We start from the raw sequence: 511 nt of genomic DNA on the forward strand, positions 1-511 counted from the left end.
AACCGTGTACGTCGGCGACCTCACCGACGTACTCGACACGCACTGGTCGGTGCGAGCGAACCAGAAAACGCACAACTTCTGGGCGTTCCGGGCGTTCGTAAATCGACTTGCGTGTACCGCCGAGGAGTTCGGCATCACCGTCGAAGTCCGGCCCGAAGCGTGGACGACTCGGACGTGTCCGCAGTGCAGTTCGACGGAGAACACGACTCGGCACCAAGACACGCTCACGTGCACCTGTGGATTCGAGGGCCACGCGGACCTCACGGCGTCGGAGACGTTCCTCCGACGCCACGAAGCAGACGTACCACGGCCGATGGCACGGCCCGTATGCCTCAAGTGGGACGACCATTCATGGTCGGCGTCACCACGCGCTCACCGTCCCAACGAGGAGCATACAGACCAGAGTATCCTACGGTCGGCGTAGGAGAAAGTTGCCCCCGTGGGGGGTGGCGCTAATGCCAGACCCCCAACGCGAGGAATCCCACGGCTTCAGCCGTGTGGAGGATGTCAA

General features: G+C 63.0%; 1 protein-coding gene. It reads left to right on the forward strand.

Annotated elements, in window-relative coordinates; all coding sequences use genetic code 11:
* Positions 1–424: zinc ribbon domain-containing protein (locus tag ACWUI7_RS13505; RefSeq protein WP_496642719.1), on the forward strand; the 424-nt coding region annotated here is incomplete at its 5' end.
* Positions 425–511: the final 87 nt, after the last annotated feature.

The sequence above is a fragment of the Halorubrum orientale genome (assembly GCF_059623105.1).